Raw genomic sequence first — 24,610 nt, forward strand, 5'->3', positions numbered from 1 at the left:
GGGCGGATGCTGGCGATATGGAGTACACACACCTGGGCCGGTCCGGCCTGAAAGTCTCTCGGCTCGCTCTCGGCACCATGAACTTCGGGCCGCAGACCAGCGAGGAAGACTCGTTCGCGATCATGGATGCCGCGCACGAGTACGGCATCAACTACTTCGACACCGCCAACGTCTACGGCCAGCACCGCGGCAAGGGCGCGACGGAGACCATCATCGGCGACTGGTTCGCTCAGGGCGACGGCCGCCGCGAGCGCACCGTGCTCGCCACCAAGCTGTACGGCGACATGGGCGACTGGCCCAACGACGGCAAGCTGTCCGCGCTCAACATCCGCCGCGCGCTCGACGCCAGCCTCAGCAGGCTGAAGACCGACCACATTGACATCTACCAGTTCCACCACGTCGACAGGGACACCCCGTGGGACGAGATCTGGCAGGCCATGGAGGTCGCCGTCGCGCAGGGCAAGATCCTCTACGCGGGGTCGAGCAACTTCGCCGGGTGGCACATCGCGACCGCGCAGGCCGAGGCCCGCAGGCGCAACTACACCGGGCTGGTCAGCGAGCAGTCGATCTACAACCTGCTCACCCGCCAGGTGGAGCTGGAGGTGCTGCCCGCCGCGCAGGCGAACGGCGTCGGCGTCATCGCCTGGTCGCCGCTGCACGGTGGCCTGCTCGGCGGCGTGCTGCGCAAGCAGAACGAGGGCAAGCGCCGCCTCGAAGGGCGCGCAGCGGAAACGCTGGAGAAGCACCGGGATGCGGTGGAAGCGTACGAGGCGTTCGCCGAGGAACTCGGCCACGAGCCGGGCGACATCGCGCTGGCCTGGCTGCTCGCCCAGCCCGCGGTGACCGCGCCGATCATCGGCCCGCGCACCAGCGAACAACTGGATGCGGCCGTCCGCGCCCTCGACGTCACCCTCGACGAGGCGGCTCTCGCCCGGTTGGACGAGATCTTCCCCGGCCACAAGACAGCACCGGAGGACTACGCCTGGTGAAGACACGCACAATCGCCGACGTCCAGGTGAGCGCGATCGGCCTGGGCGGAATGCCCATGTCGATCGAGGGCCGACCGGACGATGACCGCTCCATCGCGACCATCCACGCCGCCCTGGATGCGGGCATCACCTTCTTCGACACCGCCGACGCCTACCACCTGCACGCCGGGGAGGTCGGGCACAACGAGTCGCTGATCGCCGGGGCGGTGCGCAGTTGGGGCGGGGACGCATCCAGTGTCCTCATCGCCACGAAGGGCGGTCACCTCCGCCCTGGCGACGGGAGCTGGTACGTCGACGGGCGCCCCGAGTACCTCAAGGAGGCGGCCAAGGCGTCGCTGGCACGGCTCGGCGGCGACGCGATCGGGCTGTACCAGTTCCACCGGCCCGACCCCGAGGTGCCGTACGAGGATTCGGTCGGAGCGATCCGCGACCTCCTCGACGACGGCGTGATCCGCCTTGCGGGGATCTCGAACGCCAACCCGGAGCAGATCCGTCAGGCGCAGGAGATCCTGGGCGGTCGGCTCGCTTCGGTGCAGAACCAGTTCTCGCCGGCCTTCCGGTCGAGCGAACCGGAACTGGAGCTCGCCGACCAGCTCGGCATCGCGTTCCTGCCGTGGAGCCCGCTCGGCGGCATCTCGTCCGCCGCCGGACTCGGCGAACGGTTCGCGCCGTTCCAGCGGGTCGCGGATGCGCGTGGGGTGAGCCCGCAGGTCGTGGCGCTCGCCTGGCACCTGGCCAAGAGCCCGCACGTCATCCCGATCCCCGGAGCGTCCCGCCCCGAGTCCATCCGCGACTCCGCCACCGCCGTCGACCTCGCCCTCACCCCCGACGAGCTCGCCGCCCTCGACGCCGCCTAGCCCCGCCCGCTCCCCGCTCCCTGCTCCCTGCCTCCCCCGATAATCGAGCCCAGGGTTCTTCACGCTATTCCGCGCGAATACGGTGAAAAACCCTGGGCTCGATTGCGTCGGTCAGGGGGTGGGGGCGATGTTGGCGGTGAGGGCGGCGACAGTGGCCGCGCGGGCGGCCCGCGTGTCGATGCGGCCGGGGACGCCCGGCCTGGCCTGCCAGGGCAGCGGGCCGTCGGCGCGCCGGTACTCGACGCCGAGCGCGTCGAGCCGCGCGAGGTGCGCATCCAGCCGGGATGCGAACGCGTCGTAGTCGCGGTCGCCCGCCGTCCACAGCGCCTCGGCGAGCGCGCACAGCCGCGGGAACGCGAAGTAGTCGAGCGTCCGCGGCGAGTCGATGTACTCGGTCCACAGGTTGGCCTGGCCGCCGAGCACGTGCGCCCGCTCGCTCTCGGTGAGCCCCGCCGGAACGGGGTCGAACGCGTACACGTCGCGCACGGTGATCACGACCACCAACGGGATGGGCTCATCCGGATGCTCGGACTGGCGGTAGTTGAGATAGACCGTCTCGTCCGGGCACAGCACCACGTCGTGCCCCGCCCGCGCCGCCGCGACGGCCCCGGTCGATCCGCGCCACGACGCGACGGTCGCACCGGGGGCGAGGCCGCCCTCCAGGATCTCGTCCCAGCCGAACAGCCGTCGCCCGCGCGCGGTGAGGTGGTCGTCGAGCTGCCGCACGAACCAGCTCTGCAGTTCGTCCTCGCTCCGCACGCCGAGCTCGCGCATCCGCTCCTGCGTGCGCGCATCCGCCCGCCACTGGTCTTTGACGCACTCGTCGCCGCCCACACCGATGAACGCCGACGGGAACACGTCGAGCACTTCGTCGAGCACGTTCCGGAAGAACTCGACCGTGCTGTCCTCCATGTTGAGCACGTTGGGGATGATCCCCCACCGCGTCCCGACCTCCAGCGGCTCGCCCGTCACACCCAGCTCCGGGTACGCGGCTATGGCCGCCTGCACGTGCCCGGGCGATTCGATCTCCGGCACCACCGTGATCCCGCGCTGCTCGGCGTATGCGACGATCTCGCGCAGGTCGTCCTGCGTGTAGTAGCCGCCGTGCGGGCGGCCGTCGCCCGGCGCATCGGCCCCGTAGCCGACCTGCGACTCCCGCCGCCACGCCCCCACCTCGGTGAGCCGCGGATACCGGTGGATCTGGATGCGCCACCCCTGATCGTCGGTGATGTGCAGGTGCAGCACATTGAGGCGGTGCATCGCCATCAGGTCCAGGAAGCGGAGCACGTCGTGTTTCGGCAGGAAATGCCTGGCCACGTCGAGCATGACACCACGCCAGCGGAAGGCAGGCTCGTCGGCGACCTCGCAGGCGGGCGCGACCCAGCGCATCCCGTGTACGGCCGCACGCCGGTAGACCTGCGGCGGCAGCAGTTGCAGGAACGCGTGCACGCCGTTGCCGACCCCGGATGCGCTGCCGCCGGTGATGCGGACGCCGCCCGCCGCGACCGACAGCCGGTAGCCCTCCCGCGCGAGCGACGGGTCGACGGCGAGGGCGATCGCCTGCTCGCCGCGACCGTCGAACGCCCAGCCCGTGGATGCGCTCAGTGTCGCCCGCAGAAGCGCCGCCTGTCCAGCGGTGGGCTCGTCGGCCACGATGCGCGTGGAGGCGTCGAGCACGAACTCTCCCGAGCGGTCCTCGACGTGTCGCGGGCGGGGAAGGAGTCGGTCTGCGGCGCTCACGGACGCCAGCCTAACGGTGGGTGCGAGGATGGCCGCTCGGCGCTCGTTACGCCGCCGCCCCCACCGGCTGGAGCTGCCGCAGGAACGCGCCGGCCGCGGGGCTCGGCTCTTCCGCGACGGCGACCGCGACGTTCCACGCTGGCACGTCGCCGCGCAACTCCACGGCCCGCAACTGGTCCGGCCGTTTGCGTGCGAAGCTCGTCGGCACGATGGCGACCCCGAGGTTGTATCCGACCAGGTCGAGCAGGGGATGCACGTCGTTGACCTCCATCGCCGCCCGGTAGTCGAACCCGGCCGCCGCGAAAGCCCGCCGCGCGAGCGCCTGCGCACCCCAGCCCTCCTGGAAACCGATCAGCGCTTCGCCGCGCAGACTCTCCAGCGGGATGCTCGTCTCGGCCGCGAACCGGTGGTCGGGGTGGCAGAGCACCAGCATCTGCTGCGTGCTCAGCCGCCGCAACTGCACCCCGGCGGGCGTGTGGCCGGTGTCGACGACCAGGGCGACGTCCACGCGTCCGCCTGCGACCGCATCCACCAGTTCGACGGAGCCCGAGTAGCGCAGCCGCACCTCCACGCCGGGGTTGGCCGTGCGGAACGAGGCCAGCTCGGCGGGCAGGTCGACCGAGCCGAGGCACGGTTCCGCTCCGATCGTGAGGCGACCGCGCACCAGGCCGCGCACGGCCGCGACGGCGTTCCTGGCGGCGGCGGCGCTGGCGAGCGTGCGGACGGAGTCGGCGAGCAGGGCCTGACCGGCCGTCGTCAGCTCGACCCTGCGTGTGCTGCGGATGAACAGCGAGGTCCCGAGCTCCTGTTCAAGGGAGCGAATGGATGCGGAGAGTCCCGACTGCGAAATCTGCAGCAGTTCTGCCGCGCGGGTGAAGTGTCGCTCCTCCGCCACGGTGACGAAGTGCTCAAGCTGCCGGAGTTCCATTCAGCAATGGTACGACTGAATGGATGGTGGCTTGACCGCATCCACTGATGGTTGCGTTCCGTTCCCTGCAGCGCGGTCGGCTTCGCGATCGCCGAACGCGCCCACGGCCCCCGGTGTCGCAATCGAGCCCAGCCTTTTTCACCGCATTTTGCCCCATTGCGGTGAAAAAGGCTGGGCTCGATCGCGACGGTCAGGGATGCGCGGCGTGCAGGAGGGCGGCGAACGCGGCGATGTCGTCGGCGCGAGCGGCGTCGTAAAAGACACTGAGACGCCCACCGTGAGTGGGCGTGATCGACACCAGCTTCTTGCCGACGGTGATCGTCGGGCGGAACGTGATGTGCATCCGGTGCACGTCGGTGAGGCCGAACACCTCCAGGATGCGCCCGTCGAAGCTCAGCAGAATCGACTCGCTCACCCACGCCTCCACGACGGCGACGTCGCCGGCGACGTCAGCCCCGCCCGCACCGCCAGCCCCGCCCGCACCGCGCGCGTCGGTCACGCGCTCACCCGCGCCGCGATCTTGCGCATCGCGTGCGCGAGCTCGGGCACGATCGCCACGGTGCCTGCGCGCTCGGCGGCTTCCAGCGCATCCACTTGCCGGGCGTCTGGCGAGGTGAACCACGATGCGACGGTGACGCCGTGCCCCGGCCGTGACACCACCTCGATGCTGTCTCCCGCCCCGATGGTGCCCGCCTTGACGATGCCGAGATATGCTCCGGGCAGCCCGGCCTCGGTGAAGCGCTTGACCCACTGCCGCTCCCCCATGCGCCGCTGGAACGTCGCGCACGGTTCGCGCGGGCAGGTGACCTCGACCACGAGCTCGTCGCCGATCCGCCAGCGCTCACCGATCTCGGCCCCGTTGACGTCGAGCCCTGCCGTCCGCAGATTCTCCCCGAACAGGCCTGCCGGGATGTCGCGCCCGAGCTGACCGGCCCAGAACTCGGCATCCTCCTGCGCGTACGCATACAGCGCCTTGCTCAGCCCGCCGTGATGCTTGCGGTCGGCTTGCACGTCCCCGTACAGCCCATACGGTCGCACCCGCAACGGCTCCGCGACGGGCCGCTTGTCGATCGCGGTCACCCCCACGCTCCCCGCATCCGGGATCAGCTTGTCGACGCGGCACAGCTCCAGCAACTCAGCCATGCGTCCAGTCTGCCTCACGCACCATCGAGTGGTCCCGAATTGCCGTGCTGACGCGTGCGCCCACGGCAATTCGGGACCACTCGATGATCACCGCACCCCGCGCATCAGCTTCAGCACCCACGGGCTGAGCAGCGCGAGCACCACGCCGATCGCGATCGCGACGCCGCCGATCACGCCGAAGTAGATGCCTTCCGTCGCCGGTTCGTACAGCTTCGCGAGCTGGCCGGCCATCGCCGTGCCGAGCGCCACAGACAGGAAGTACAGCGCCACCATCTGCGCGCCGAAAGCGTGCGGCGCGAGCTTGGTGGAGGCGGACAGCCCGACGGGCGAGATGAGCAGTTCCGCGATCGTGAACACCAGCAGGATGCCCACCACCGCCAGCAGCGGCGTGCTGTTCTCGCCTCCGCCTGCCCAGAACAGGAACATCAGGAACGCGAGGCCCATCACCACCGTGCCCGCCGCGAATTTGAGCGGGGTCGACGGCTGCTTCGCTCCCCACTTCGTCCAGATCGCGGCGAAGACGCCGGAAAGGATGATGATGAAGATCGGGTTGATCGACTGCACCCAGGAGACCGGGAACTCCCAGCCGAAAAGGTCGCGGTCGAGGCGTTTGTCCGAGTAGATCGTCACCACCGTGAACTGCTGCTGGTAGAGCGACCAGAATGCCGCGTTCGTTATGAACAGGGGGATGAACGCCAGGATCCTGCTGCGCTCGTCCGCACTCAGCAGCTTCGACCTCAGGATGACCACGAAGTACGCGATCGCCGCCACGATCACCAGCCCGATCACGATGAGGGCGAGGTTCTGTGCCGTGATCACCCCGGTGAGCACCAGCGCGACCACCACGATCACCCCGGCGATGGCGATGCCGATCACCAGAGGGCGACGGGATGCGGGCAGCGGGTTCGGGATCTCGTGCGACTCCTCCGGCAGGCGCTTGCGTCCGAACGAGTACTGGATGAGACCGATCGCCATGCCCACCGCCGCCAGTGCGAAGCCCCAGTGGAACCCGAGCGTCGTCTGCAGCAGGCCCGTGAGCAGCGGCCCGAAGAATGCGCCGAGGTTGATGCCCAGGTAGAAGATCGAGAACCCGGCGTCGCGCCGCGGGTCCTTCTCCGAATACAGGGTGCCGACGATGCGGGTCGCGTTCGCCTTCAGGCCGCCGCTGCCGAGCGCGACCAGCATCAGACCGGCGATCACGCCGGAGACTCCCGGCAGGATGGCCAGGCAGATGTGCCCGGCCATGATGACGACAGCGCTCCAGAACAGCACGCGCTCCGACCCGAACATCCGGTCGGCGAGCCACGCTCCGAGGATCGTCGACAGGTACACGGCCCCGCCGTACGCCCCGACGATGCCGGCAGCGGTCGCCTGGTCGATGCCCAGGCCGCCGTCAGCCGCGGAGTAGTAGAGGTAGATGAGGAGGATGCCCTGCATCCCGTAGAAGGAGAACCGCTCCCACATCTCCACGCCGAAGATGTTGGCGAGAGACCGCGGTTGCCCGAAGAACGTCTTGCCGCCGTCGCGCCGTTCAGGCGCCGTTGCCTGTGTGCTCGGATCACTCATGGCGCCCATGCTTCCACTCGGACGCATCCGGCGCGACGGTAATCGAGAAGCTGTGGATAACTTTCGGCCGCCGACAAACGCGAACTACCGCCCGGACAACTCCCGCAGCACGGCCTCGAGCTGATCGACGGCCCAGTCCAGGTCGGCCGGGTCCACCACGATCGGCGGGGCCAGCCGGATGGTCGACCCGTGCGTGTCCTTCGCCAGCAGTCCGCGCTCCATCAGCAGCTCGCACACCTCGCGCCCGGTCGCCAGCGCAGGGTCGATGTCGATCCCCGCCCACAGCCCCGCCCCGCGCACCGCGAGCACGCCGTGCCCGATCAGCCGGGTGAGTCCTGCGTGCAGCCGCGCTCCGAGCAGGGCGGCGCGTTCCTGGGGCTCGCCCGACGCGAGCATCCCGACCACCGCTCGCCCGACGGCGGCAGCGAGCGGGTTCCCACCGAAAGTCGAACCGTGTTCGCCGGGGTTCAGCACCCCGAGCACATCACGGTTGCCGACCACGGCAGAGACCGGCACGATGCCGCCGCCGAGCGCCTTGCCCAGCAGGTAGAGGTCGGGTACCACTCCCACCAGGTCGCACGCGAACGTCGCCCCGGTGCGGCCGAGGCCGGACTGGATCTCGTCCGCGATCAGGAGCACGCGTCGCTCGTCGCAGAGCGCGCGCAGTTCGGGCAGGAAGCCGGCGGGCGGCACGACGATGCCCGCCTCTCCCTGGATGGGTTCGACGAGCACGGCCACCGTGTCGTCGTCGATGGCAGCGGCGACCGCGGCGGCGTCTCCGTACGGAACCGGGCGGAAGCCGGGCGTGTACGGACCGAAGCCGTCACGCGCATCCGGATCGTCGGAGAAGCTGATGATCGTGGTCGTGCGGCCGTGGAAGTTCCCGGCCATCACGATGATGTTCGCGCGACCGTCCGGCACGCCCTTCACGCGGTATCCCCACGCGCGCGCCACCTTGATGCCGGACTCGACGGCCTCGGCGCCCGTGTTCATCGGCAGCACCATGTCTTTGCCTGCCAGCGCGGCGAGCGCCTCCACGAACGGCCCGAGCTGGTCGTTGTGGAACGCGCGGCTCGTCAGGGTGATGCGGTCGAGCTGCGCACGCGCCGCATCCAGCAGCACCGGGTTGGAGTGACCGAAGTTGACCGCCGAGTACGCGGCGAGGCAGTCCAGGTAGCGCCGGCCGTCCACATCCGTGACCCAGGCGCCGTCCCCCTCGGCGACCACGACGGGCAGTGGATGGTAGTTGTGCGCTGTGTGCTCCTCCTCCCGCTCGATCGCCTCGGCCTGGCGCACGCTCGGCGCGGCGGTGCTGGGGTGGATGCGGTGGGCTGCGGTGTCTGCACCCGCCCGGTCGACCGTGTCGGTGTCGTTCGTCATGCGCTGTCCTTTCAGCGTCGCAGTTCGAGGGTGCAGCACTTGACGCCGCCGCCGCCGAGCAGCAGCTCGGAGAGGTCGACGCCGATCGGGTTGTAGCCGTGCGCGCGCAACTGCCGCTCGAAGTCGACGGCTCGGGATGCGATCACCACGTTGCACCCGTCGGAGAAGGAGTTGAGTCCGAGCACCGAGGCGTCCTCGTCGTTGACGACGATCGCATCCGGGTACCGTTCGGCGATGATGGCCCTGCTCGCGTCGTCGAACGCGGACGGCAGATAGGCGATGTGCTCCTGCCCCGGCGTCCCGTCGAGCACGGCGAGCGCGGTGTCGAGGTGGTAGAAGTTCGGGTCGACCAGCCGCAGCGAGACGACCTCGCGGCCGTAGATGGCGGCCAGCTCCTCGTGGCTCGCGCCCGTGCTGCGGAAGCCCGATCCCGCGAGGATGGTCTCGCCGACGAGCAGGAAGTCGCCCTCGCCCTCGTTCACGTTCCGCGGCTCGGCGACCTCATAGCCGTTGGCGCGGAACCACTCCATGTACGCGGGGCCTTCCGGCTGCCGCTCCGGGTAGGTGAAGCTCGCGCCGTATGCGATGTTGTCGATCACGAATCCGCCGTTGGCCGCGTAGACCATGTCGGGCAGCCCGTCGATCGGGTCGATGAGCTGCACGTCGTATCCGAGGTCGACGTACGTGCGGTGCAGGGTGTCCCACTGCTGCACCGCGAGGGAGGTGTCGGTCGGCAGGGCGGGGTCCATCCACGGATTGATCCGGTAGACGACCACGAAGTGCTGCGGCCTGCACATGAGCACCGAGCGGCGCGTCGGGGTGCGCGTCGGCCGGTCTGTCCGCGGCTCGGCGTCTTCGTGCGTGATCGACATGGGGATAGTGTCACACACGATTGTCGGCGAATGGATGCGTTGTGACGCATGTAATCGTCGTTATCGCCCGCGTTCGCGCCAGTTCCGTGCATTTGCCTGTAGCGAGAGCGAATCGTTACACACCCCGCGCAACTTTTCCGCGTAACACCGGGCGGCGACGCAACGATCCACCGTATGCTTGCGCTCGTGGACAACCTCGATCGCAGCATCCTCGACCTGCTCCGCCAGAATGCCCGTGCGGGGTACGGGGACATCGGCTCCGTCGTCGGCCTGTCCGCGTCCGCCGTGAAGCGCCGCGTCGACCGTCTCGTCTCGGACGGCGTCATCCGCGGTTTCACCATCCAGGTCGACCCGGCGATCGACGGCATGAGCACCGAGGCGTACGTCGAGCTGTTCTGCCGAGGGACCGTCGCGCCCGACGAGCTGCTGCGCATCCTCTCCGCTGTGCCTGAGGTAGTGGATGCGGGCACGGTCACGGGCAGCGCCGACGCGATCGTGCACATCCGCTCGCGCGACATCCCGAGCCTGGAGGCGGCCCTGGAGAAGGTGCGTCTCGCGCCGAACGTCGACCACACGCGCTCCGCCATCGTGCTCTCCCGCCTCATCAGTCGCGGCAACGCCTGAGCCAGGCGGGCTCTGCCCGTCGCATTTCTTCAAGCCAGAGCCGCCGAACGCGCGCACGATGGTGAGATGACAGAGACAGCAGAGGCCTCCATCCTCATCGACGCCGCCCCGGACGCCGTCTGGCGTGCCATCACCGACCCGGAGATCATCGCGCGCTACCTCTACGGCACGCGCGTGGAGTCGGAGTGGCGGGTCGGCAGCCCCATCGTCTACCGCGGCGAGTGGGAGGGGAAACCGTACGAGGATCACGGCACGATCCTCGAGTTCGTGCCGGGCGAGCGCCTGGTGAGCAGCTATTACAGCCCGCTCAGCGGCAAGCCGGACGTGCCGGAGAGCTACCAGGACGTCGCGTATGCGCTCAGCCCGGAGGACGGCGGCACCCGTGTCACCGTCACCCAGAGCGGATGCGCCGACCGTGCAGAAGCCGACCGGATGAGCAGCAACTGGGCCACGACCCTGGAGGGCCTGCGCACGGCCGTCGAGGGCTGAAAACCCAGGATGATCTGCGAGAACCTACAGGAAACGCCCTGCCGGATCAAAGCCGATCCGAGCGCGGCCACGGGAATCGGTGGCACGATGTTGCCATGAAGCTCCTCGTTGTCGAAGACGATCCCGACATGGGAGGCCTCGTCGAGCGCGGCCTCACGGCCGAAGGCTACGACGTGACCCTGGTCACCAACGGCGTCGACGCGCTCATCGCGCTGCGCACGGACACGTATTCGGCGGCCGCGATCGACGTCATGCTGCCGGGCATGAGCGGCTTCGAACTGTGCCGCCACATCCGCGAGGCGGCCAACCCGATGCCCATCCTGCTGCTCACCGCCCGTGACGCGATCGAGGACCGCGTGCACGGCCTGGACTCCGGCGCAGACGACTACCTCACCAAGCCGTTCGCGTTCGCCGAGCTGGCCGCGCGCGTCCGGGCGCTGCTGCGCCGCGAACCGTCCGGGATGCGCCCCCAGGTCACGGTCGGCCGTCTCACCATCGACTCGCACGAGCACCGCGCCCTCGTCTCCGGGCACGAGATGCCGCTGAGCCGCCGCGAGTTCACGCTGCTGCGCCTGTTCGCCACGAACCCGGACAAGACACTCGCCCGCTCCGACATCCTGGAGACGGTGTGGGGCACCACCGAGAACATCGGCACGAACGTCATCGACCAGTACGTGTCGTACCTGCGCAAGAAGCTGGAGCTGGCAGGCGCCGGTCTCGCGATCGTCACCGAGCGTGGCCGCGGCTACCGACTGGACGCCAAGAACGCCGAGGTCGCGACCTCGTGAGTCGCCCCGCGCTCGCCAACGCTCTTCCCGGCCGCTCGGGATGCGCGGAACCGGCGTGACGCGACCGTGAACCGTCTCCGGCGCCTGTCGATCACCGCCCGCATCACGATCGGCAGCCTGATCGTGGCAACACTGTTCGGCCTGGTCGCCGTCGAAGTGGTGCGGTTCGGCGTCGCGTCGATCCTGCACAACGCCACGGTGACGCTGCTCGACAACGACGTCGCCGCGCCCGCCGCCGCTCTCGGCAACAACCCGGACGGGCCGTTCGATCTGCCGGGCGGCGGGCAGGAGCTCGCGATCGTGGATGCGTCCGGCACGGTGCTCGCATCCACGTTGCCCGGCGCGCTGGAGGAGGACATCGGCGGCCTGCTGAAACTGGGCGACCAGGCCACGAGCGTGAAGATCGGCGACGACCAGTACCTCGTGCTGGTGCGCGAGGTAATCACGCCGAACGGGGTGATGCACGTCGTCGCCGCCAGGAACAACGAGACGACGGACCTCATCCTGGACCGGCTGACCGGCGCTCTCGCGATCGGTGCGGTGCTGCTGGTGATCGGGTTCGGCGCCGCGTCGTGGCTGCTGACCCGCGCCGCTCTGCGCCCGGTGAGCAGGATGCGCGAGCAGGCAGAGCGCATCGCAGATGTGCAGTCGACGGGGCTGCTGACCGTCAGCCCGGCGCGTGACGAGCTCGCGGAGCTGGCAGGCACCCTCAATGACCTGATCAGGAGGCTGCGGGCGTCGGCGGAGCGCGAACGGCAGATGGTGTCGGATGCGAGTCACGAGCTGCGCACGCCGCTGGCCGTCCTCCGCGGCCAGCTCGAGCTGGCGGAGCTGGACGCCGGCGACGCGAACGCGCTGCTCGCGGACATCCGCTCGTCCCGCAGCACGGCTCTTCGTCTCGGCCAGCTCGCGAACAACCTGCTGGAGCTGTCCCGCATCGAGGCCGGCCCTGCAAGCGGTCGCACAGACTGGCGAACCCTGACCGACGAACTGGCCGACGCCATCGACCGCGCCCGCCTTCTCGCCGCCAGCCCGGAGGAGACCACCCCGCCGATCTCGATCGACTTCGACTACAACCCGCGCAAGACGCCCTCCGGCGAGCGGCTGGTCGGTCTCTCCCCCACGGATTTCGGCCGCATCCTGGACAACCTCATCGGCAACGCGATCACCGCCATAGCGGCGGCGGAGGAGGAGGATGCGACGGTCACCGCCGACCTCACGGCCACCGACGCGGAGGTCATCCTGACGGTGAGGGACACCGGCCCGGGGATGCCGGACGAGTTCATCCCGGTGGCGCTCGACCGGTTCACGCGCGCGGATGGTGCTCGCACGGCGCACTCCGGAGGCGGGCTGGGTCTGGCGATCGTGGGCGCGCTCGCTGGTTCTGCAGGCGGTAGCGTCGTGTTGGCGAACGCGCCAGGAGGCGGGCTCGTCGTCACCGTGGTGCTTCCGCTCGTCGACAGCGCACCGATCTCAGGGAAGGCGGACCAGCCGTGACCGACTCCAGCACGCCGGGTTTCCTCGCCGGCGCTATCGACCCGTCGGCGACCGCGCCGCCGTTCGAGCAGTTGAAGTCGCACATCCTCTCGGCGGTTGCTTCGGGCGCCGCCGCTGTCGGGACGCGTCTCCCGCCTGTCCGCGCCTTGGCCGACGCGCTCGGGCTCGCCCCCAACACGATCGCGCGCGCCTACCGCGAGCTGGAGCACGTCGGCGTCTTGGAGACGCGCGGCCGCGCGGGGACGTTCGTGGCGGCCCCGGACGCCGCCCAGCGTGAGGCCGCCGCAGCAGCAGCGGCCTTCGCCGACCGCGCAGCGGACCTGGGCCTCACCGTGGATGCGGCCCTCACCCTCGCCCGCGCCGCCCTGGAGTCGCGCCAGCCCTACTGACCGGCGCGAGGCCAACGCGACCCCAACGCGACGCCTCTGGTCAGTGCCCGCTGCGGTCCGAGTCCACTCCCGCGTCCGGTCCCTCGTCGAGCGTGTCGATGTCGGCCAGGTCGGCGGCGTCGAGCTCGAACCCGAACACGTCGAAGTTCTCCGCGAGCCGCTGGGCGTTGCTGGACTTCGGGATGACAACGAGCCCGTTCTGGATGTGCCAGCGCAGCACCACCTGCCCCGGTGTCTTCTCGTGCTTGCCGGCGATCCGGGCGAGGACCGGCGAGCGCAGGAGGTCGCCGCCGGCGCCGAGCGGGCTCCACGACTCGGTGACGATCCCGTGTTCGGCGTCGTACGCGCGCTGTTCGCGTCGCTGGATCGCCGGGCTGAGCTGGATCTGGTTCACCGCGGGCGTCACGCCGGTCTCGGCGATCAGCCGTTCGATGTGCGCCGGCTTGAAGTTGGAGACGCCGATGGCGCGCGCCTTGCCTGCCTCACGCAGACGGATGAACGTCTCCCAGGTGGACACGTACTCGTCGCGCCCCGGCAGCGGCCAGTGGATGAGCAGCAGGTCGACGTAGTCGAGCCCCAGCCTGGCGAGGGAACCGTCCAGCCCGTCGACCGCACGGTCGTCGCCCTGGTACGTGCCGTCGAGCTTGGTGGTGACGAACAGCTCTTCCCTGGCGATGCCGCTGTTCTTCACCCCGGCGCCGACCCCGGCCTCGTTGCCGTACTTGACCGCGGTGTCGACGTGGCGATACCCGATGGCCGCCGCCTCGATGATCGCGCGCTCGACCTCCCTGTCGTCGAGCGGCCAGGTGCCGAGACCGAGCTGCGGGATGGACGTTCCTGAGTTGAGGGGAAGGGTGGGTGTCGTCATGCTTTCAGGCTACGCGGGCCCGTCTCCGATCAGATGACTGTTTCGGAAAGCTGCGTGGGGTTTCCGAACCGGTGGTTGGTGATCGAGATCGCCTGCTCGTGGAGGAAAGGCAGCACCTCGATGCGCCCGGACGGCGTGACCTGGTTGGCGTACACGGCCACGTCCGGGGTGCCCCCGAGCGCAGCGGCCAGCTCGGACGCGTCTCCGCCGATGAGCCGGATGCGGTGCGGCCGCGTCGCGTGGGACCGGATGCGCGACAGCCAGTGCGCATCGGACTCCACGACGACCTCGATCTCGCGCTCGCGCAGGAGCTGGTGCATCGTCCTGGGCAGCTTGACCGCCGTGCTCACCGTGAACGGCGAGTTCGCGACGGTCCCCGCCGCCATCACACGCAGCAGCTCGGGAAGCCCCGCGCCTTCGGAGAGCCGGATGGTCACCGGCACCGGCCGGTAGCGGAACAGGTTCCGCTCGACCCCGATGGCCGAGACGTCTTTGACGGCGTGGTACTCGGTGGCCGCCGCGATGGCGTCGCTGAGCGCCGACCGTCGTACGACGTCGAACGCCGCGTAGTCCATCGACGACTGTCCGGACTCGATGAGATCGGACACCCGCTTGTCGAGGCCGCGCAGGTGCAGGCTGGCGCTGGAGCTGCCCGCGTCAGGCACCCACGAACCGAGCCCGATCAGGTAGTTCGGCCCACCGGCCTTCGTGCCCGCGCCGACGGACGACCGCTTCCACCCACCGAACGGCTGCCGCTGCACGATGGCGCCCGTGATCCCGCGGTTGACGTAGAGGTTTCCCGCCTCCACGCTCTCGAGCCAGAGCGCCAGCTCCTCGGAGTCCAGCGAGTGCAGTCCTGCGGTGAGCCCGTACTCGATGGCGTTCTGGTAGCGGATCGCCTCGTCCAGGTTCTTCGCCGTCATGATCCCGAGCACCGGGCCGAAGAACTCGGTGAGGTGGAAGTACGAGCCCGGCTGCACTCCCGCGCGGATGCCCGGCGACCACAGCCGGCCGGTGCCGTCCAGTTGCTTCGGCTTCACCAGCCATTCCTCGGATGCGCCGAGCGTGGTGAGCGCGTGCAGCAGCTTGCCGGACGCCGGCTCGATCAGCGGCCCCATCTGGCTCGTCGGGTCTTGCGGGTAGCCGATGCGCATACTGGTGGCCGCGTCGATGAGCTGGTTGCGGAAGCGATCCGACGTGGCGACCGAGCCGACCAGGATGACGAGGCTCGCCGCCGAGCATTTCTGGCCGGCGTGGCCGAAAGCGCTCTTCACGATGTCGGAGACGGCGAGGTCGTAGTCGGCGCTCGGCGTCACGATGATGGCGTTCTTGCCGCTCGTCTCGGCCAGCAGCGGCAGATCGGGACGCCACGATCTGAACAGCTTGGCCGTCTCGTACGCGCCGGTCAGGATCACGCGGTCGACGCGCGGATCGGAGACGAGGGACTGTCCGAGCTCGTTCTCCGCCACATCCACGAGCGCCAGCAGTTCGCGCGGGATGCCCGCCTCCCAGAGCGCCTCGACCATCACGGCGCCGGATCGCTTGGCCTGAGGAGCCGGCTTGATGATGACCCCGCTTCCCGCGGCGAGCGCGGAGAGGACGGAACCGGCGGGGATGGCGACAGGGAAGTTCCACGGAGGCGTGACGACGGTGACCTTCGACGGCACGAAGCGTGCTCCCTGGACCGCATCCAGCTCGCGCGCCCTGCTGGCGTAGTAGTGGGCGAAGTCGATCGCCTCGCTCACCTCCGGGTCGGCCTCCGCGATGGTCTTGCCCGTCTCGGATGCCATCACCTCGATGAGCCTGTCGCGGTTCGCGGCGAGCGCGATCCCCGCGCGGTCGAGGACGGCAGCGCGGTCGAAACCGCTGCGCGCGCCCCAGGCCTCGCCGTTGATCTTCACCGTCTGGAGGAGCGCGTCGAGCTGTCCGGCGTCGGTGACCGCTGCGGACGCGATGGTCTCGACTCCCAGCTCCGACGCCGCCGACCTGGCGAGGATCTTCCGTCCCCACGATCGGTTCGCGGCGAGCGAGGGGTCGGTGTCGGCGGCGTTGTGGAAGCCGCGCATCACGTCGACGGTCATCGGCTCTCCGACGACCCCGTCGCCGCTCGACCCGCGCCGCAGTCCGAGCACGACACTCGTCAGCCCTTCGTCGCCGCCGGCGGCCGGCTCTGGAGCTGATGGCCGGGTGAACGCCTCCGCGCTCGCCTCGTCCCACTCTCGCGAGCGGTCCTGCTGCCGGTTGGGCAGCGGCGCGACGCCCCAGGGCTGCGTGTCGGCTTCGAGCTCGGCGATCGAGGCGAGGAACCGCTGCTTCTCCCGCTCGAACAGGCCGGCGTCCGAGTCGAGCTCGAACACGGCCGACATGAAGTTCTCCTGGCTCGCGTTCTCTTCGAGACGACGGATCAGGTAAGAGATGGCCACGTCGAACTCGGCCGGGTTCACGACGGGTGTGTAGAGCAGCAGGCTGCCGACGGTCTTCTTGACCGCTTCCGCCTGTGCCGTCGCCATCCCGAGCAGCATCTCGAAGTCGATGCCGTCCGTCACCCCGCGGCGGGAGGCAAGCAGCCAGGCGTACGCGACGTCGAACAGGTTGTGCCCGGCGACGCCGATCTTCACGGCGTCGGTGTGCTCCGGCGTGAGCGCCCAGTCGAGCACGCGCTTGTAGTTGGTGTCTGCGGCCTGCTTGCTGCCGTAGGTGGCGAGCGGCCAGTCGTGGATGGCAGCATCCACCCGCTCCATCGCCAGGTTCGCTCCCTTGACCACGCGCACCTTGATCGGGGCGCCGCCCGCCGCACGCCGCTGGCTGGACCACTCCGTGAGGGTCTGCAGCGCATCCAGCGCGTCGGGCAGATAGGCCTGCAGCACGATGCCGGCTTCGAGCTTCGCGAACTCCGGCTTGCTCAGGATGCCCGTGAAGACCGCCATCGTCAGGTTGAGGTCGCGGTACTCCTCCATGTCGAGGTTGATGAACTTCGGCTTCGGCGACGACGCAGCCAACTGGTACAGCGGGGTGAGCCGTTCCACCACCCGCTCGACCGTCTCGTCGAACGACCACATCGAGAGCTGCGAGGCGATCGACGACACCTTGATCGAGACGTAGTCGACGTCGTCGCGCGCGAGCAGCTCACGCGTGCCGTCCAGACGCCGCGCTGCCTCCTTCTCTCCGAGCACGGCTTCGCCGAGCAGGTTGAGGTTCAGCCGCGCTCCGTGCCCGTGCGGATCGTTGGGCGTGCGCAGGTGGGCGATGGCGGGACCGAGTTTCTGCGGCGTCGCGTCGACCACCAAGTGGCCGACCATCCCGCGCAGGACGCGGCGCGCGATCGGGATGACGATCCACGGCAGCACCGGTCCGAACACGCCTCCCAGCCAGATGGCGAAACGCATGTACCAGGGCAGGAACGACGGGATGCGCTTGGCCACCTTCTGCAGGTTGTATCCGGCCACGAACAGGTCTTGCGGGCGGGCGACGCCGTCCACGAATCCGACCGCGAAGTCGAGTCCGTGCGGGTCTTTCAGCACACCCGCGAGACGCTCCGCCGCCGGGTCTTGGGCCGGTGCGGCGCCGTCGGCCGTCGCGGAGCTCTGAGCGAGCCAGGTGCGCACGAGTTCGACCGCCTCGTCCGCGATCTGCGACGGGCGCGTCTCGTTGCCATCCGTGTGATTGACCATGTCCACGACTGTATTCCTCGCTGCTCGGGGGATCGCTGAGGCCCGCGAAATCTGTTCAGAACCGACCCCTGTGGAAACAGTGTGCATCCTCGGTATCATCAGCAAAAGCGAATGTTTATGAACGATATCGTTCACCTCAACCGAATGAAGGCATCGGATGCTCGATGTGCGCAAACTCCGCCTCCTGCGCGAACTCAACGTGCGCGGCACCATCACCGGCGTCGCGGAGGCGCTGTCGTACTCTCCGTCCTCCGTCTCGCAGCAGCTCTCCGCTCTGGAGAAGGAGTCCGGCGTCGTCCTGCTCGAGAAGGTGGGCCGCCGCGTGCAGCTCACTGCCCAGGCCGAGATCCTGGTGCGGCACACGGCAGACATCCTCGACCTGCTCGACCGGGCGGAGGCCGAGCTGACCGCATCCCGCACCACGGTCGCCGGCGTGGTGCGGATCGCGGTCTTCCAGTCTGCGGCGCACGCCATCATCCCGCGTGCCCTCTCCACGCTCGCCGCCGAATACCCCGAGCTGCGCGTCGAAGTCACCGAGCGCGAGCCGGAGCAGGGTCTGTTCGAGGTGTCTGCGCGCGACTTCGACCTGGTGATCGCCGAGCAGTACCCCGGCAGCACGCGCGGTCTCCGCGCAGACCTCGACCGGGTCGAGCTCGCCTCGGACGCCATCCACCTGGCGAGCAGCTCCAGCGTGGATGCGCGGGTCGCGACCACGAGCCTGGCGGGTGCCGCCATCCTCCCCTGGGTGATGGAACCGCAGGGAACGGCCGCCCGCACCTGGGCCGTCCAGCTCTGCCGTGCGGCCGGATTCGAGCCGGACGTCCGCTACGAGACCGCCGACCTGATCGCGCACATCCGCCTGATCCGTTCCGGGAACGCGGTCGGCATCCTGCCCGATCTGGTCTGGGCGGGCGAAACCCCGAGCGTCCGCCTGATCGACCTGCCGGGGTTGCCGCAGCGCACCGTCTTCACCTCGGCGAGGCGGTCGTCTGCAGAGCGTCCTGGTGTGGTCGCGTGCCGTGACGCGCTCGCACGCGCCGTCCCGTCCTGACGCTGGCCCGTCGCGTAGACACCGATTGCGTTGATGCCGGATCGGCGCTCCGCATAGGCTCGGACGCATGACCGCCACTTCAGCTTCCTCCGCCGCGCCAGAGCAGGCATCGACGCAGGCATCGACGCCAGCACCGACGCCAGCACCGACGCACGATGTCGTGATCGTCGGCGGCGGCCACAACGGCCTCACCGCGGCCGCATACCTCGCCCGCGCCGGCAAGAGCGTGATCCTCCTGGAACGCCTCGAATCCGTCGGCGGCGCTGCGGTCAGCGCGCAGGCGTTCACCGGCGTCGACGCCTGGCTGTCGCGATACTCCTACCTCGTGAGCCTGCTGCCGCAGCGCATCGTCGACGACCTCGGGCTGCGCATCCAGCTCGCTCGCCGCCGCTACTCCTCGTACACGCCCGTCCCCGGCGACGAGTCCGGCGCCGCCCTCCTCATCGACAACACGGATGCGGACGCCACCGCCGCCTCCTTCGCCCGCATCGGCGCCGCGGACGACGCTGACGCATTCCACCACTTCTACGAGACGACCGGCGCCCTCGCGCAGTCCCTGTGGCCGACGGTCACCGAACCGCTCCTGACGCGCAGCGAGGCGAAGGCTCTCGTCGGCGACGACGAGCTGTGGGAGTCGGTCTTCGAGCGGCCGATCGGCGAGCTCATCGAGTCCCGCATCTCCAACGACCTCGTGCGCGGAGTGGTGGCGACGGATGCGCTGATCGGCACCTTCGCCAGCGTGTCCGACCCCTCGCTCGCCCAGAACCGCTGCTTCCTCTACCACGTCATCGGACAGGCCACAGGGCAGTGGGACGTCCCCGTCGGCGGCATGGGAACGGTCACCGGCGAACTCGCCAGAGCCGCCCGCGAGGCCGGCGCCCGCATCGTGACGGATGCGGAGGTCACCTCGATCAGCGCGGACGGCGTCGTCGAGTACGACCGCCACGGTCACGGGCGCCGCGTGGTCGGCAGGCACGTGCTCGTCAACGTCGCGCCGGATGTTCTCGACCAGCTCCTCGTCGAACAGACCGGCACCGCGGCCACGGACGATGCCGCCCCGTCCCGCCCCCGAGCGGAGGGCGCACAGGTCAAGGTCAACCTCCTCCTCGAACGCCTCCCCCGGCTGCGCGACGAAGCCGTCGACCCCGCGGCGGCGTTCGGCGGAACGTTCCACATCAACGAGACGTACACACAGCTCGAAGACGCGTTCGCCGGAGCGGTCCGCGGCGTCATGCCCGACCTCATCCCGTGCGAGATCTACTGCCACTCGCTCACCGACCCGAGCATCCTGGACCCGGAGCTCGCCGCATCCGGAGCCCAGACCATCACGGTCTTCGGCCTGCACACCCCGGACCGCTGGCTCACCGACGACAACAACGACGCCACCAGGCAACGGCTCCAGGATGCGGTCATCGCGTCCCTGAACTCCGTCCTGGCCGAGCCCATCGAGAGCCTGCTCCTCACCGACGCCGACGGCAATCCGTGCATCGAGACGAAGACCACGCGCGACATCGAGCATGCCCTCAACATGCCGGGCGGCAACATCTTCCACGGTCCGCTGTCCTGGCCGTTCGCCGAGGACGACGACCCGCTCGACACCCCCGCCCGACGGTGGGGTGTGGCGACCGAGCACCCGCGCATCCTGCTGTGCGGCTCCGGTGCGCGCCGCGGAGGCGCGGTCAGCGGTCTCGGCGGGCACAACGCGGCGATGGCCGTGCTGGAGGGCTGAGGCTGGCGGGAGCCGAGCGTGTGAGGACTCACACCGCATCCACTGCCGGAAACCGCGCAACGTGACTAGTGTGAGGGTTTAGCGGGAGGTGCACCATGATGCCGCAACCAACGGGTCGACTCGTACGCAAAGACGACGGGGTCTACGTGGTCCTGGACAGGATCTTCAAGGCTCCGATCGAGGACGTCTGGTCCTATTTCTCACGATCTCCGCGCCTCGCCGAGTGGATCGGCGAGCTCACGGGCACCCCGTCCACCGGAGCCGCGCGCTTCCGGATGAACGCCGAGGGCAACGAGGCGGAGTGGGAGAACGTCACCATTCTGGAGTGTGACGCCCCGCACCGGTTCGCGGCCGACATCGGGCCGTCCGGAACCTCGCGGCGCGTGTACGTCCACCTCACCGAGGCCAGCGGGCACACGACGGTGACGCTCGGTCAGCGCCTCCGCTCGCTCACGGACGAAGCCGTGATCGGGGTCGGCTGGGACTATTACTTCGACCGCCTGATCGCTGCGCGCAGCGGCAAGCCGATGCCGGCGTGGAACGACTACTACCCGCTGTTTCTCGAGCACTACGAGAACCTGTGCCGCGAGCTCAACCAGGACATCAAGGCCGAGAACGCCACCCTGCACGCGGTCGGCAGGGCCAACGGCACCACCGGCTGACACCCGCCTGCCGGCCCGCCCGCCTGTCGGCCCGCCCACACGTCAGCCCGCCCACGCCATCGAGTGGTCCCGAATTGCCGCGCCCCCACCTGTGCACGCGGCAATTCGGGACCACTAGATAGACCGACGACGCGACGCACGACGCGACGCACTCAGTGCCAGCGGTGGTCCTGCAGCGTGATGCGCGGTCCGCGCCGCTCGAACCGGTGGCCGCTGGCGAGGATGAGCCGGATCACACGCTGCCGGTGCCCCGCCCACGGCGCCAGCAGTTCGAGCATCCCGTCGTCGTCGACGCGCTGTCCGGTGAGAGCTTCGCCGACGTAGTGCGCCAGGTGGTAGTCGCCGACGCTGACGATGTCCGGGTCGCCGGTGGCCCGCTGCAGCGCCTCGGCCGCCGTCCACGGCCCGATGCCGGGAATCGTCTGCAGCGCCCTGGCGGCAGCATCCGGCGCGGCCGCATCCCGCGCGGCCGCATCCCGCGCAGCCGCATCCCCCGCAGCCCCACCCCGCGCGGCGCCATCCCCCGCGTCCGCCTGCCCGGCCGCGCGTGCCACAGCGCGCTCGAGCGACGCCGCGACGGCGAGCGCCGCCTGCGCCGTGCGCGCCCTGCCCGGGTCGACACCGGCGCGATGCCAGTCCCACGAAGGTATGCCGCGCCACTGCGCGACGGTCGGCACAACGCGCATCCCCTCCGGTGCCGGCCCCGGCGCCGGCTCGCCGAACCAGCGCAGCAGCCGCGCCCAGGAGCGGTAGGCCTCCAGGCTGGTGACACGCTGCTCGATGATGGCGGGAAGGAGTGCCTCGAGCAGACGATTCGTGCTCGACAGTTTCAGCCCGACGTTGCGGCGGCGGCTGTCGTGCAGCAGCGGCGTCCTGCTCACGTCGAGGCCGTCCCAGTCGTCGTCGCGCCCGAGCAGAGCGGGAACCGCGTCGATCGCCCACTCCGCGCCCGGCCCCCACGCCGTGGCTCGAACGCTGCCGTCCGCCCCCGGATAGTGGATGCGCACGGTCGCCGCCCCCGCGGGCGTGCGGAAGGTGCGCCACACGCCTCCCGCGTCCCACCGGGTGGTCGGGTCGTGCGGGCCGCGGCCGAGCACGGAGAGCGTGCTTCGCACATCCACGGGCGCCGCTGGACGGTAGACCGTCTCGACCGCGCCACCGGCCGCGGCCGGCGCTGCGGGAAGGACGGTGCTCATGCAGGGAATGGTACGTCAGAGCGCTGACACCATACCGGCTGTGATTCCCAGTGTCGGCCGTCTCCTCTACATTCTCCCCATGGGAATCGAAATCAACGACGATGCCGTCGCGCGCCTGCGCGGCGCCATCGCAGGAACTGTCTACCTCCGGGGGGAGGAGGGGCTCGCGGCCGAGGTCGCCTGCTTCAACCCGGTGATCGTCCACGATCCAGACATCGTGGTCGCCGTCACCAGTGAGCACGACGTCGCGGAGGCGCTCCGCTTCGCGCGCGACGAGGGCATCCCCGTGCGCGTGCAGGCGACCGGGCACGGCTCCGAGTCGCCCATCGTCGGCGGCATGATCATCGCCACGCAGGCGCTCGACACCATCGCCATCGATCCGGATGCACGGCTCGCCACTCTCGGCGCAGGCGTGCGCTGGGCGCCGGTCGTCGTCGCGACCGCGGAGCACGGACTCATGCCGGTCACCGGTTCGTCCACCAGCGTCGGCGCGGTCGGCTACACGCTCGGCGGCGGTGTCGGCCCGCTCGCGAGAAGCCACGGCTTCACCTCCGATTGGGCACGCGGGTTCCGCGTCGTCACCGCCGACGGCGACATCGTCACGGCCGACGCCGACTCGAACCCCGACCTCTTCTGGGCGCTGCGCGGCGGCAAGGGCGGGCTGGGCATCGTGACCGAGATGACGCTCGAACTCGTGCCGCTGCGCACGCTCTACGCCGGCAGCGTGTTCTTCGAGGGCGACGCCATTGCAGACGCGTTCGGAGCCTGGGCCGACTGGTCGTCACAGCTCTCCGAGGAGGCGACGACATCGGTCGTCTTCCTGCAGATCCCGGACATGGAGGGGCCACCGCCCCCTCTGCGCGGCCGATCGCTGCTCAGCGTGCGCTTCGCGTTCCCCGGCGACGCAGCGGAGGGCGAGCGACTGTTCGCACCGATGCGCGCGGCGGCGCCGGTGTATCTCGACATGGTCGGCGAGATGCCCACCACCGCGGTCGCGACGATCCACAACGATCCTGAGCAGGGTGCGCCGAGCTGGATCCGCGGTCTGATGCTTGACTCGTTCGACCGGCAGACAGGCGAAGCGCTGCTGGAGGTTGCCGGGCCAGGAACCGGGTCGCCGTTCCTCGCCCTCGAGATCCGTCAGCTCGGCGGCGCGACAGCACGGGATGTCCCTGAGGGCTCGGCGGTCGGCGGCCGCGACAGCAGATACACGGTCTCGACGCTCGCGGCCGACCCGTCGACGTTCGCCGAACTCGCCCCTGCTCGCGCTGCCGCCGTCGCCGAGGTGCTCGCCGACCGCGTCTCGGAGATCACGAACGTCAACTGGTCGGCGGGGCTCAGCGACGCCGAGGCGTTCGAGCACACCTGGCCGCCCGCGATCTTCGACCGCCTGGCCACCGTCCGCGCCACCTGGGACCCGCACGGCGTCTTCGCCTTCGGCCCCGCTCCCGTCCCGCGTTAGCGCCCCAGCAATCGACTCCGAACCTGTTCATGCGCCACGCCGATCCTCAGCGTGAACAGGTTCGGACTCGACGCGGTCCGCCCCGCTACTCTGCCCAGACGCTCGGCGCTGCGGCCTTGGTGGACGGAAGGGCTGCATCCGCGCCCCACTGCAGCAGCCACTCGGGAACCGTGACGTCGGAGGGCGCGACGCCCACCGCATCCAGCAGCTCCTCGTTGGTCACGATTCCGCCGCCGCGCTTGAGGAAGCGACCCCGGATGAACGCCTGCGTGTAGATCTCGCCGTTCACGGTGAACCGCTGCTCCACGTACACGGCCCGCTCGTCGAAGCCCAGGATGCGCGACTCCACCACGAACGGCTGCCACAGCTCCAGCGACTTCCGGAACGAGATCGTCTCCGACGCGACCACCGGGTACCACCCGCGCTTCTTGAAGATCGCCCACACGCCGTTCCGGCTGAGCAGGTCGAACCGCCCGATGTCGGCGATCGACAGATACACGCCGTTGTTCATGTGCTTCAGGATGTCCAGGTCGGTGGGCAGCACGCGGAACCTGGTGCGGGCCACATCCCAGTGCCCCAGCCGAGGGCCGAAGCGCGAGATCAGGAAATGAAGCATCGTCCGAAAGATCATGTGCACCCGGTCATGCTAGCCAGCAGCCAACGATCTCTCACTTCCGTTGTCGACGGCCTCCAAACCGTGGGGGCCCGC

Annotated in this window: 22 protein-coding genes; 11 read left to right on the forward strand and 11 right to left on the reverse strand. The window is 69.7% G+C overall.

Translation table 11 applies throughout. The annotated features are described in order from the left end of the window. The first annotated feature begins 17 nt into the window (after positions 1 to 17). Positions 18 to 989, forward strand: coding sequence for an aldo/keto reductase (locus tag ACYVGI_RS18910; protein WP_460634126.1), 972 nt, complete (start codon positions 18 to 20; stop codon positions 987 to 989). After that, complete coding sequence (locus ACYVGI_RS18915) at positions 986 to 1,846, forward strand: aldo/keto reductase (RefSeq protein WP_460634127.1); 861 nt, start codon at positions 986 to 988, stop codon at positions 1,844 to 1,846. The genes ACYVGI_RS18910 and ACYVGI_RS18915 overlap by 4 nt, the downstream gene beginning before the upstream one ends. A 111-nt stretch (positions 1,847 to 1,957) precedes the next feature. Here the strand turns inward: ACYVGI_RS18915 and ACYVGI_RS18920 are convergent, their stop codons facing one another. From ACYVGI_RS18920 to ddaH, 7 genes are all read right to left on the reverse strand, one after another. Further along, the gene (locus ACYVGI_RS18920; RefSeq protein ID WP_460634128.1) at positions 1,958 to 3,586 is read right to left on the reverse strand and encodes a beta-N-acetylhexosaminidase; all 1,629 of its coding nucleotides are present in this window, start codon (positions 3,584 to 3,586) and stop codon (positions 1,958 to 1,960) included. Positions 3,587 to 3,632: 46 nt separating this feature from the next. Then, positions 3,633 to 4,514, reverse strand: a complete 882-nt coding sequence (locus ACYVGI_RS18925; protein WP_460634129.1) for a LysR family transcriptional regulator — start codon at positions 4,512 to 4,514, stop codon at positions 3,633 to 3,635. Between the two features lie 190 nt (positions 4,515 to 4,704). Next, positions 4,705 to 5,013, reverse strand: a complete 309-nt coding sequence (locus ACYVGI_RS18930) for a hypothetical protein (RefSeq protein ID WP_460634130.1) — start codon at positions 5,011 to 5,013, stop codon at positions 4,705 to 4,707. Beyond that, positions 5,010 to 5,657, reverse strand: a complete 648-nt coding sequence (locus ACYVGI_RS18935; protein WP_460634131.1) for an MOSC domain-containing protein — start codon at positions 5,655 to 5,657, stop codon at positions 5,010 to 5,012. The genes ACYVGI_RS18930 and ACYVGI_RS18935 overlap by 4 nt, the downstream gene beginning before the upstream one ends. An 87-nt stretch (positions 5,658 to 5,744) precedes the next feature. Beyond that, entirely contained in the window at positions 5,745 to 7,232 is a 1,488-nt protein-coding gene (locus tag ACYVGI_RS18940; RefSeq protein WP_460634132.1) for a peptide MFS transporter, read from the reverse strand. A 75-nt stretch (positions 7,233 to 7,307) separates the two neighbouring features. Then, entirely contained in the window at positions 7,308 to 8,603 is a 1,296-nt protein-coding gene (rocD, locus tag ACYVGI_RS18945; RefSeq protein WP_460634133.1) for an ornithine--oxo-acid transaminase, read from the reverse strand. An 11-nt stretch (positions 8,604 to 8,614) separates the two neighbouring features. Further along, complete coding sequence (gene ddaH, locus ACYVGI_RS18950; RefSeq protein WP_460634134.1) at positions 8,615 to 9,475, reverse strand: dimethylargininase; 861 nt, start codon at positions 9,473 to 9,475, stop codon at positions 8,615 to 8,617. A 186-nt stretch (positions 9,476 to 9,661) separates the two neighbouring features. Between ddaH and ACYVGI_RS18955 the strand changes: the two genes are divergently transcribed. The 5 genes from ACYVGI_RS18955 (at position 9,662) to ACYVGI_RS18975 (ending at position 13,262) form a co-directional block, all read left to right on the forward strand. Next, complete coding sequence (locus ACYVGI_RS18955; protein ID WP_055891313.1) at positions 9,662 to 10,099, forward strand: Lrp/AsnC family transcriptional regulator; 438 nt, start codon at positions 9,662 to 9,664, stop codon at positions 10,097 to 10,099. A 66-nt stretch (positions 10,100 to 10,165) separates the two neighbouring features. Continuing rightward, positions 10,166 to 10,588: an SRPBCC family protein gene (locus tag ACYVGI_RS18960; RefSeq protein ID WP_460634135.1), complete on the forward strand. Its 423-nt coding sequence runs from the start codon at positions 10,166 to 10,168 to the stop codon at positions 10,586 to 10,588. A gap of 95 nt (positions 10,589 to 10,683) precedes the next feature. Continuing rightward, entirely contained in the window at positions 10,684 to 11,376 is a 693-nt protein-coding gene (locus ACYVGI_RS18965; protein WP_055889002.1) for a response regulator transcription factor, read from the forward strand. A 66-nt stretch (positions 11,377 to 11,442) separates the two neighbouring features. Beyond that, positions 11,443 to 12,873: a sensor histidine kinase gene (locus ACYVGI_RS18970; protein WP_460634136.1), complete on the forward strand. Its 1,431-nt coding sequence runs from the start codon at positions 11,443 to 11,445 to the stop codon at positions 12,871 to 12,873. Continuing rightward, on the forward strand, positions 12,870 to 13,262 hold the full coding sequence (locus ACYVGI_RS18975) for a GntR family transcriptional regulator (RefSeq protein ID WP_460634137.1): 393 nt from the start codon (positions 12,870 to 12,872) through the stop codon (positions 13,260 to 13,262). Before ACYVGI_RS18970 ends, ACYVGI_RS18975 begins: the two co-directional genes overlap by 4 nt. Before the next feature lie 40 nt (positions 13,263 to 13,302). Here the strand turns inward: ACYVGI_RS18975 and ACYVGI_RS18980 are convergent, their stop codons facing one another. Together ACYVGI_RS18980 and ACYVGI_RS18985 are read right to left on the reverse strand one after the other, a co-directional pair. Beyond that, a complete protein-coding gene (locus ACYVGI_RS18980; protein WP_460634138.1) occupies positions 13,303 to 14,130 on the reverse strand; it encodes an aldo/keto reductase in 828 nt (275 codons plus the stop codon). A gap of 29 nt (positions 14,131 to 14,159) precedes the next feature. After that, positions 14,160 to 17,801 carry a proline dehydrogenase family protein gene (locus tag ACYVGI_RS18985; RefSeq protein ID WP_460634139.1) on the reverse strand — a complete coding sequence of 1,214 codons (3,642 nt, stop codon included), beginning with the start codon at positions 17,799 to 17,801 and terminating at the stop codon, positions 14,160 to 14,162. A 157-nt stretch (positions 17,802 to 17,958) separates the two neighbouring features. Between ACYVGI_RS18985 and ACYVGI_RS18990 the strand changes: the two genes are divergently transcribed. From ACYVGI_RS18990 to ACYVGI_RS19000, 3 genes are all read left to right on the forward strand, one after another. Further along, the gene (locus ACYVGI_RS18990) at positions 17,959 to 18,852 is read left to right on the forward strand and encodes a LysR family transcriptional regulator (protein ID WP_460634140.1); all 894 of its coding nucleotides are present in this window, start codon (positions 17,959 to 17,961) and stop codon (positions 18,850 to 18,852) included. Between the two features lie 67 nt (positions 18,853 to 18,919). Then, positions 18,920 to 20,581, forward strand: a complete 1,662-nt coding sequence (locus ACYVGI_RS18995; protein WP_460634141.1) for a phytoene desaturase family protein — start codon at positions 18,920 to 18,922, stop codon at positions 20,579 to 20,581. A 95-nt stretch (positions 20,582 to 20,676) separates the two neighbouring features. Beyond that, complete coding sequence (locus ACYVGI_RS19000) at positions 20,677 to 21,243, forward strand: SRPBCC domain-containing protein (RefSeq protein WP_460634142.1); 567 nt, start codon at positions 20,677 to 20,679, stop codon at positions 21,241 to 21,243. Between the two features lie 152 nt (positions 21,244 to 21,395). On the opposite strand, the gene ACYVGI_RS19005 is transcribed toward ACYVGI_RS19000, so the two are convergent. Next, complete coding sequence (locus ACYVGI_RS19005; RefSeq protein ID WP_460634143.1) at positions 21,396 to 22,439, reverse strand: DNA-3-methyladenine glycosylase family protein; 1,044 nt, start codon at positions 22,437 to 22,439, stop codon at positions 21,396 to 21,398. Between the two features lie 79 nt (positions 22,440 to 22,518). On the opposite strand from ACYVGI_RS19005, the gene ACYVGI_RS19010 reads away from it, so the two are divergent. Then, a complete protein-coding gene (locus tag ACYVGI_RS19010) occupies positions 22,519 to 23,901 on the forward strand; it encodes an FAD-binding oxidoreductase (protein ID WP_460634144.1) in 1,383 nt (460 codons plus the stop codon). Between the two features lie 85 nt (positions 23,902 to 23,986). Here the strand turns inward: ACYVGI_RS19010 and ACYVGI_RS19015 are convergent, their stop codons facing one another. After that, entirely contained in the window at positions 23,987 to 24,532 is a 546-nt protein-coding gene (locus tag ACYVGI_RS19015; protein WP_460634161.1) for a thioesterase family protein, read from the reverse strand. Positions 24,533 to 24,610 lie beyond the last annotated feature (78 nt).

This window comes from Leifsonia lichenia (genome assembly GCF_054780215.1).

What these genes read in the sequence shown, in the direction of transcription:
- ACYVGI_RS18910 (WP_460634126.1), top strand. Translation starts at nt 18, where the DNA reads ATGGAGTACACACACCTGGGCCGGTCCGGCCTGAAAGTCTCTCGGCTC.
- ACYVGI_RS18925 (WP_460634129.1), bottom strand. Translation starts at nt 4,514, where the DNA reads ATGGAACTCCGGCAGCTTGAGCACTTCGTCACCGTGGCGGAGGAGCGA.
- ACYVGI_RS18935 (WP_460634131.1), bottom strand. Translation starts at nt 5,657, where the DNA reads ATGGCTGAGTTGCTGGAGCTGTGCCGCGTCGACAAGCTGATCCCGGAT.
- ACYVGI_RS18940 (WP_460634132.1), bottom strand. Translation starts at nt 7,232, where the DNA reads ATGGGCGCCATGAGTGATCCGAGCACACAGGCAACGGCGCCTGAACGG.
- rocD (WP_460634133.1), bottom strand. Translation starts at nt 8,603, where the DNA reads ATGACGAACGACACCGACACGGTCGACCGGGCGGGTGCAGACACCGCA.
- ddaH (WP_460634134.1), bottom strand. Translation starts at nt 9,475, where the DNA reads ATGTCGATCACGCACGAAGACGCCGAGCCGCGGACAGACCGGCCGACG.
- ACYVGI_RS18960 (WP_460634135.1), top strand. Translation starts at nt 10,166, where the DNA reads ATGACAGAGACAGCAGAGGCCTCCATCCTCATCGACGCCGCCCCGGAC.
- ACYVGI_RS18965 (WP_055889002.1), top strand. Translation starts at nt 10,684, where the DNA reads ATGAAGCTCCTCGTTGTCGAAGACGATCCCGACATGGGAGGCCTCGTC.
- ACYVGI_RS18980 (WP_460634138.1), bottom strand. Translation starts at nt 14,130, where the DNA reads ATGACGACACCCACCCTTCCCCTCAACTCAGGAACGTCCATCCCGCAG.
- ACYVGI_RS18985 (WP_460634139.1), bottom strand. Translation starts at nt 17,801, where the DNA reads ATGGTCAATCACACGGATGGCAACGAGACGCGCCCGTCGCAGATCGCG.
- ACYVGI_RS18990 (WP_460634140.1), top strand. Translation starts at nt 17,959, where the DNA reads ATGCTCGATGTGCGCAAACTCCGCCTCCTGCGCGAACTCAACGTGCGC.
- ACYVGI_RS18995 (WP_460634141.1), top strand. Translation starts at nt 18,920, where the DNA reads ATGACCGCCACTTCAGCTTCCTCCGCCGCGCCAGAGCAGGCATCGACG.
- ACYVGI_RS19000 (WP_460634142.1), top strand. Translation starts at nt 20,677, where the DNA reads ATGATGCCGCAACCAACGGGTCGACTCGTACGCAAAGACGACGGGGTC.
- ACYVGI_RS19005 (WP_460634143.1), bottom strand. Translation starts at nt 22,439, where the DNA reads ATGAGCACCGTCCTTCCCGCAGCGCCGGCCGCGGCCGGTGGCGCGGTC.
- ACYVGI_RS19010 (WP_460634144.1), top strand. Translation starts at nt 22,519, where the DNA reads ATGGGAATCGAAATCAACGACGATGCCGTCGCGCGCCTGCGCGGCGCC.
- ACYVGI_RS19015 (WP_460634161.1), bottom strand. Translation starts at nt 24,532, where the DNA reads ATGATCTTTCGGACGATGCTTCATTTCCTGATCTCGCGCTTCGGCCCT.